1 pseudogene is annotated in these 255 nt (G+C 69.8%); it reads right to left on the bottom strand.

From position 1 onward, the window contains the following. Nucleotides 1-255: pseudogene (locus ACG00X_RS24145) on the bottom strand (IS1634 family transposase); the annotation flags it as partial.

The raw sequence follows: 255 nt of genomic DNA, 5'->3' as shown, positions 1-255 counted from the left end.
AGCGCAGCACGCCCAGCTTGGACTCTGGATCGCACAGCCGATTGAAGACCATCACACGGATGGCGGCCTCGACGGCGGTGGTGAAGCGCGCGCGCCGGAACACAGCGGCCAGGCCATCGAAGCCCAGCTCGTGCCACAGCGCATCCAGCGCCCAGACATCGCCCAGCGACAGCGCCGACTCGAAGCGCACCTGAGGGCCCTCGGTTGCACCGACGGGGCGCCCCTTGGCGCGCAGCAGGCCGTTGAGCAGCGCAT

The organism is Pelomonas nitida, assembly GCF_043555975.1.
Taxonomy (GTDB): Bacteria; Pseudomonadota; Gammaproteobacteria; order Burkholderiales; family Burkholderiaceae_C; genus Pelomonas; species Pelomonas nitida.
The sequence above is the reverse complement of the archived record's forward strand: the minus strand, read 5'-3'. Positions and strand labels throughout refer to the sequence as shown.